Raw genomic sequence first — 5,285 nt, forward strand, 5'->3', positions numbered from 1 at the left:
CATTACAGCCACCAGTAACGCTGGATGCCTTTGCCCAAGCGGCAATGGCCGAAATTGAGCGACGTGAGGGCTACGAGCAGCAGTTGCTGGCCGGGTTGCGGGCTTGCACTGCACTGATACGCTGATGCCTAGTTCCATGTGGAACTGCGTTATATTTCATATGTAATATGTAAGAAAACATACAGAAAAAACGGATAGCCCCCGATAACGCCCGATTATCGAAAGTAATTTCGGCTAATGGGGCGTAGCCGTCGCAAAAAAAGCCCGGTACAGGGCCGGGCGGGTGTTGGAGGCGATTTTGTCTTGCAGCTACACAACTTGTGGATGAGCTTGTGCGGTCTGCGCAGCCTGTGTGTTGAGATTCTGCATCATCTCCACTGCTCTTGCTTTGTGCTCATCAGATATAACTTCAACTGGATTTATGTCAAAATCAAAGCGATTGTCAAATTTAAACATTCCCGCAATATACTGCGGTTTTTTAATATGCCTGATGATAAATACATTAATTATTCTGGAAATAACAGTGTTCGTGCAATCTGCAAGTTCTGGATCAGCCCTGAATAAATTAAAAACCTGTTTGTGAATGCCAATCATCAATGGCCGGAAGCACTCAACATCATCAATAAAAACAGTTTCTTGAAAAATCAGTTTGCTAGATAAATAAGCGTTGATAATTGGTCGTGCTTTTGCAAATTGCTCTCTGTTTCTTGCAGATGCTTCTGAAGCAAGTCTTATATTTTCTAAGCGCCGTTTTTCTTTTTCTTTCATCTGCTTATTTTTTGCAGATTTTTGCTTGGGGGGATTAGGGGTTTGGGCTGTTGGGGGCGGTGGTGGTGGTGGCGGTGTTGCTTGGGCTAATGGGCTGGGCTTTTTAGGAAGTGTGAGGGTGGGGCGTTTCATTTTTTTTCGCTTAATCTAAGGTATCAATGAGGCTCGCGAAACAAAAAAGGCTGCGCTTTCGTTGTCAGCCGATAGCCTTGTCCGCAGCGCTCAATTAAGCCTTCGGCGGCTAAACAGGCTTGGATAGCGCGCGCTGAGCTGGTGTTGCCTCCTACAACAGACTGAATCGCACGCACGCTAGGGGTGGTTAGTGTGCCATCTACTACAGCAGCACGAGCAGCGGCATAGCGTGGGCCGGGCGTTGGCTGATCTTCCTGTATTGGCACCTGCTGTGCTACTGGCTCGGGCACGGTTGGCACACTTGCCGGGCGTAGTGTGGGCACAGTTTGTGCGGGCATGGCCCAAACCATTGGAGCCATAGAGACACTAAGGGCTGGCACGGTCACATGGTGCCAATGGCGCAGCGCTGGCACGGTGGTTTTCCTAAGAAGCGCAGGCACAGTTTTGGTATCGCGGCTGGCACGCAGCAGGGCACCAGCAGCACTCATCATAATAAGCCCAGTCATGGTTAAGAGCATGGCACGGGCGGCGTTGTAGGCGATGGTACCCTGTTGGCCGAAAACGTCGGTAATTGTGGTTTTTTGGCTGGCTAATAGGTTGGCCAACTCTTTTACTTCGCTACTGGCTTGGGCTTGGAGGGCTTGGGCTGTACGCAGGTTTTCGCTGCCAGTTTCGCGTTGGGCAATAAATCGGCTACCTACTTGCTCTTGAGCTGTAGCGCTAAGGCTTGCCGATTGGGCTTGCATTTGGGCGATATTAGCCCTCAAATAATCAATGCGAGCGGCGCTGGCAGCCTGCGCTGCTGTGCCACTTTGTACCAGGGCGTGCTGAGTAGCAAAGACGGTCAGGGTCTCAAACGATAATAGCAGCACACCAGCCATTAATAGCGGCAAGCGCAGGGAGTGGCCCTTGGGCAGCATGGCAGCTATGAAAAAAGCCACTACTTCAGCCACAATCATCAGCAAGCCAGCAGCTACCAATGCGGCACGGGTAGTGCTATCGGCCTCCATCGCTTGCAGCCCGGCAATGAAAAATTCGGCGGTTACGGCACTAGAGGCTAATCCAATGGCAGCTACCAGTGCGGCCAATATGACCAGCGTGCGAGGGGTGATATTGGTAGTCATTAGAAAGGCACCTCTTCGTCAGATAGCGCGGCTTCGCGGGCGGCTTCAAATTCCGCCTCGGTCATTAAATACACGGGCTTGGTCGCTTTGGTGTCGGCGATAGCGGGCTCAATAGAGGCTGGTGCAGCGGGTACAGCTGGTGCAATCTTGGCTGCTGGATGGGGTGTAGCATTGCGCGCTTTGCGTAGTGTTTGGTAGCTGATACCAAGCACTGAGCAGGCTGCTTCCATGCGGAACAGGTTGGTTTTTTTACCCGCATTAAAATCTCGGATAGCACTCATTGCCCAGTCCGGGCCACTTAATACCATCCCCGCTACCTCGATTTTCTCCATCCCCGTTGGGCATGGTTCGGCGGCTTGCTTGCTTTTGTATTCCTCCATAAATGCCTTGACTTTGGCCCTGTCATTGGCTTCTTGGATGGCGCGCTCTTCTTCTTGGGCTTTGCGGGCAGCTTGGCGTTCTGCGATTTGCTCCGGAGTGGGCGGCTCCACAGGCACGGCTGCAACGATTTCTATAGGCTGGGGAGCGCTGGCAGAGGTGTAGAACGATGCACGGAAGAAGTTGCGGGTGGGACGCTCTAGCACCCAATCGACGGCTTGCATTAAGGTGATTTTGGCAGCGGTGGCTTCTTGGGCCATCCGGCTGATGTCAGAGGGTAGCATGGCCGATTTGCCGTTAGCAACGCGCTGGGCGTTGACGGCTTGTAGTTTTTCAGCATCTATTACTATGGCTACAGGGGGCGCTGCTGGGGGAACAACTACTGGGGCAGCTTCTGGTTCAATGTGCAGCACTGTAGGGGCTGTAGGCGGTTGCTCAACAATGGGGGCTTGAACGGCTGGCTCAACAATGGGCACGATCAATGCAGCTTCTGGCTCAATGGGTGCTACGGGTGGTTGGTCAATTATTACTGGGTGCTCAACAATGGAGGCAACCGGTGGCTCAGGCACTGCGGGCGCTATAGGTGGGGAAGTATTGTCTAGGCTACTAAGGGCTTGCTGTACAAATGCGGCTGCGTCTGACAATGTGCTTTTTGCCGTCGGCTTGAGCTTGTCAATCATTAACGTGGCCAGATGCTCTTCGCGTACAACATAACCTTGGGTCTTAATGCCGGGAATGTTGTTCAAAATGACCAGCAAACCCATGTTTTTGAGCTGATTGAGCTGGCGGCGGATGGTACGGGTGGTTGTTGAGCAGATCAATGCCAGCCGCTCTACGCTGGGCCATGCAAACCCGGCCTGCTCGTTGTGGTGGTCACAAATGGCACGCACCAGCAGTTTGAGGCTGCTGGACATTTTGGCAAACATGGTGATTTGGCCAATGCGTAGGTTGTCTGCGCGGATGTTGCCAAAGATGGGAGGGGTAGCCGTAGCGGTTGCAGTGTTAGCCATTGGTAGCTCCTGTTGAACATTAGGAGCCTGCCGCTTTGCTTCTAAACAATAGCAGCAGGCTCGCGTGGAGGTTAGAAGTCCGGCAACAGGAACCGGCGCATCTTTCGATGCCCCCCACACGAGCCGCTACAGGGAATAGGGTGTGGCAGTTAGCAATAAAAAAGCCGCTTTCCACTCATGGGCGCGGCTATTGCGCCTGTTAGTTACCGGGCTTCTAACCCCGTGCTGTTTTTTTGTCAGCATGGGCGATTGTAGTGGGTAAATTTTGATGTTGGCAAGATGAAAAAACGGGTTCTGGCTGTTTTTTTTGCTTAACGGCTGTTTTTTGGAACTTTGGGCAAGCACTTTGGCTGGCTGAGCGCACCGTGGATGTGGGAGGGTTTACAAACAGGGAGGGGGAGGGCTGCTGGCACCGCGCCTAGCTCGCCTAGTTTTTTTGCGCGCTGGCCTGCCAGTTCCTCCTCTTCCTTTTTTATCGATTCAAAACTTCAGTTCCCCTTCTGTTTGGCTGACATTTCGAGCAGGTGGGGTGTCTGAGATGTCAGGGGGGGGCTGACATTTGGAGCAGGTGGGATGTCTGAGATGTCAGGGGGGGCTGACATCTGGGGCAGCTGGGGCCAGTGGCCTGTCGCCTTGGAATTCGGGGCGATTGTTCGGTCATACGGACTCCTTCGGTGGTTGAATGCGCTCGGGGCAATGTTGGTCAAACTCTGGTGGTGCAATCCACTCCCCACGGGCAGGGATTGGCTCTGTTCGGCGCTGGCAATCTGCGCACTGTGGGAATGGCTGGCCCGCATGGAACAGGCCAGCGCAGTGGGCGATGGGTTTTTTGGTGGGCATGGTGCTGGGCGTGATGAAAAAGCCCGCTGGGCGGGCTTGGTTGGCGTTTAGGTCGCGCCACCTTCGGTATCGTCTGGGGCCAGCCATTGCACCGTGGGCGGAATGTGCTTACAAAGCGGATGGTGGCCTCCACCAAATTCTGGAATGCCACAAAGCAGGCCTTTGCAATCCTGTGCGGCTACGGCCTTCTGTGGCCCCTGAGCAAACTCGGTGCAGCGTACGGCCTTCGTGCCGTCTGGGTAGGCCTTGATAACCGGCATGGTCTCGAACGGCAGTTGCGAACATTTGAGGCTTGGATGAGCGCATGCGGCACACATGCTGCCCTTGGGTATATGGGTTTGAGTGCTCATCTTGTGGTCGAAAAAAAAGCCCGCGTGGTGCGGGCCGGTGGTTTTTAGGTTTGGCTAAACTAATCAGCGTTAGGTGGCAGATTTAATTGTGAAGTCAGTTCCCTGCATTGAGTCGAAAAACTCAAAAGTTCCACCGTTGCTTAGATGTACATAAATAGTGCCAGTACCGATAACTTCACGAAAATCTCTACACATCGCTTCACACTTTTTAATTTTTTGAAAATATAATTTTTTCTTCTTTGAGATTTCAGCTTTTGAGAGCTTTCGCGCGATTGTTCTAATCTTCTTCATATAAACTTTCATTGTTAAAAATTGTCTAACCTCTCAATGCACGCGGACGCTTTACAGCGCCGGTGATTTCAGGCGTTAGGCATCACCCGTGCCAATGGCTTGTTTGGCATGGCGCTTGGCTTGGTTATACCTTTCCAGATTTTCCAAATCCAGCGGATTGCGGTGGTGCATCTCGGTGGCCGCTATCAAGCGGGCCAGTGCCTTCTGCAAATCGGCGATGCACTCTTGCTGTGCAAATGCCAAGACCTCATCAAGTCCGAGTTCATGCCATTCATTGTCACGGCTGGCGCTATTCCAGCGTGCTTCTAATTGCTCAAAAGATAGTGTCATGTTTTCCTTTGTTTAGTCCTAACAGTTCAATCCACGCGGACTGCTACGCAGCCGGTGATTTC

6 protein-coding genes are annotated in these 5,285 nt (G+C 52.5%); all 6 read right to left on the reverse strand.

Translation table 11 applies throughout. The features are described 5' to 3' along the window. Positions 1-309 precede the first annotated feature (309 nt). Positions 310-900 carry a ProQ/FINO family protein gene (locus PHX60_RS15715; RefSeq protein ID WP_300079677.1) on the reverse strand — a complete coding sequence of 197 codons (591 nt, stop codon included), beginning with the start codon at positions 898-900 and terminating at the stop codon, positions 310-312. Positions 901-923: 23 nt separating this feature from the next. Next, positions 924-2,024 carry a hypothetical protein gene (locus PHX60_RS15720; RefSeq protein ID WP_300079679.1) on the reverse strand — a complete coding sequence of 367 codons (1,101 nt, stop codon included), beginning with the start codon at positions 2,022-2,024 and terminating at the stop codon, positions 924-926. Beyond that, the gene (locus PHX60_RS15725; RefSeq protein ID WP_300079681.1) at positions 2,024-3,412 is read right to left on the reverse strand and encodes a helix-turn-helix domain-containing protein; all 1,389 of its coding nucleotides are present in this window, start codon (positions 3,410-3,412) and stop codon (positions 2,024-2,026) included. Before PHX60_RS15725 ends, PHX60_RS15720 begins: the two co-directional genes overlap by 1 nt. Before the next feature lie 887 nt (positions 3,413-4,299). Beyond that, positions 4,300-4,512 carry a hypothetical protein gene (locus PHX60_RS15730; protein WP_300079684.1) on the reverse strand — a complete coding sequence of 71 codons (213 nt, stop codon included), beginning with the start codon at positions 4,510-4,512 and terminating at the stop codon, positions 4,300-4,302. A gap of 159 nt (positions 4,513-4,671) precedes the next feature. After that, positions 4,672-4,893, reverse strand: a complete 222-nt coding sequence (locus PHX60_RS15735; RefSeq protein WP_300079686.1) for a hypothetical protein — start codon at positions 4,891-4,893, stop codon at positions 4,672-4,674. Between the two features lie 75 nt (positions 4,894-4,968). Then, entirely contained in the window at positions 4,969-5,223 is a 255-nt protein-coding gene (locus PHX60_RS15740) for a hypothetical protein (protein WP_300079689.1), read from the reverse strand. Between the last annotated feature and the right edge of the window lie 62 nt (positions 5,224-5,285).

The sequence above is a fragment of the Giesbergeria sp. genome (genome assembly GCF_028686475.1).
GTDB lineage: Bacteria > Pseudomonadota > Gammaproteobacteria > Burkholderiales > Burkholderiaceae_C > Simplicispira.

What these genes read in the sequence shown, in the direction of transcription:
- PHX60_RS15720 (WP_300079679.1), bottom strand. Translation starts at nt 2,024, where the DNA reads ATGACTACCAATATCACCCCTCGCACGCTGGTCATATTGGCCGCACTG.
- PHX60_RS15735 (WP_300079686.1), bottom strand. Translation starts at nt 4,893, where the DNA reads ATGAAGAAGATTAGAACAATCGCGCGAAAGCTCTCAAAAGCTGAAATC.
- PHX60_RS15725 (WP_300079681.1), bottom strand. Translation starts at nt 3,412, where the DNA reads ATGGCTAACACTGCAACCGCTACGGCTACCCCTCCCATCTTTGGCAAC.
- PHX60_RS15715 (WP_300079677.1), bottom strand. Translation starts at nt 900, where the DNA reads ATGAAACGCCCCACCCTCACACTTCCTAAAAAGCCCAGCCCATTAGCC.
- PHX60_RS15730 (WP_300079684.1), bottom strand. Translation starts at nt 4,512, where the DNA reads ATGCCGGTTATCAAGGCCTACCCAGACGGCACGAAGGCCGTACGCTGC.
- PHX60_RS15740 (WP_300079689.1), bottom strand. Translation starts at nt 5,223, where the DNA reads ATGACACTATCTTTTGAGCAATTAGAAGCACGCTGGAATAGCGCCAGC.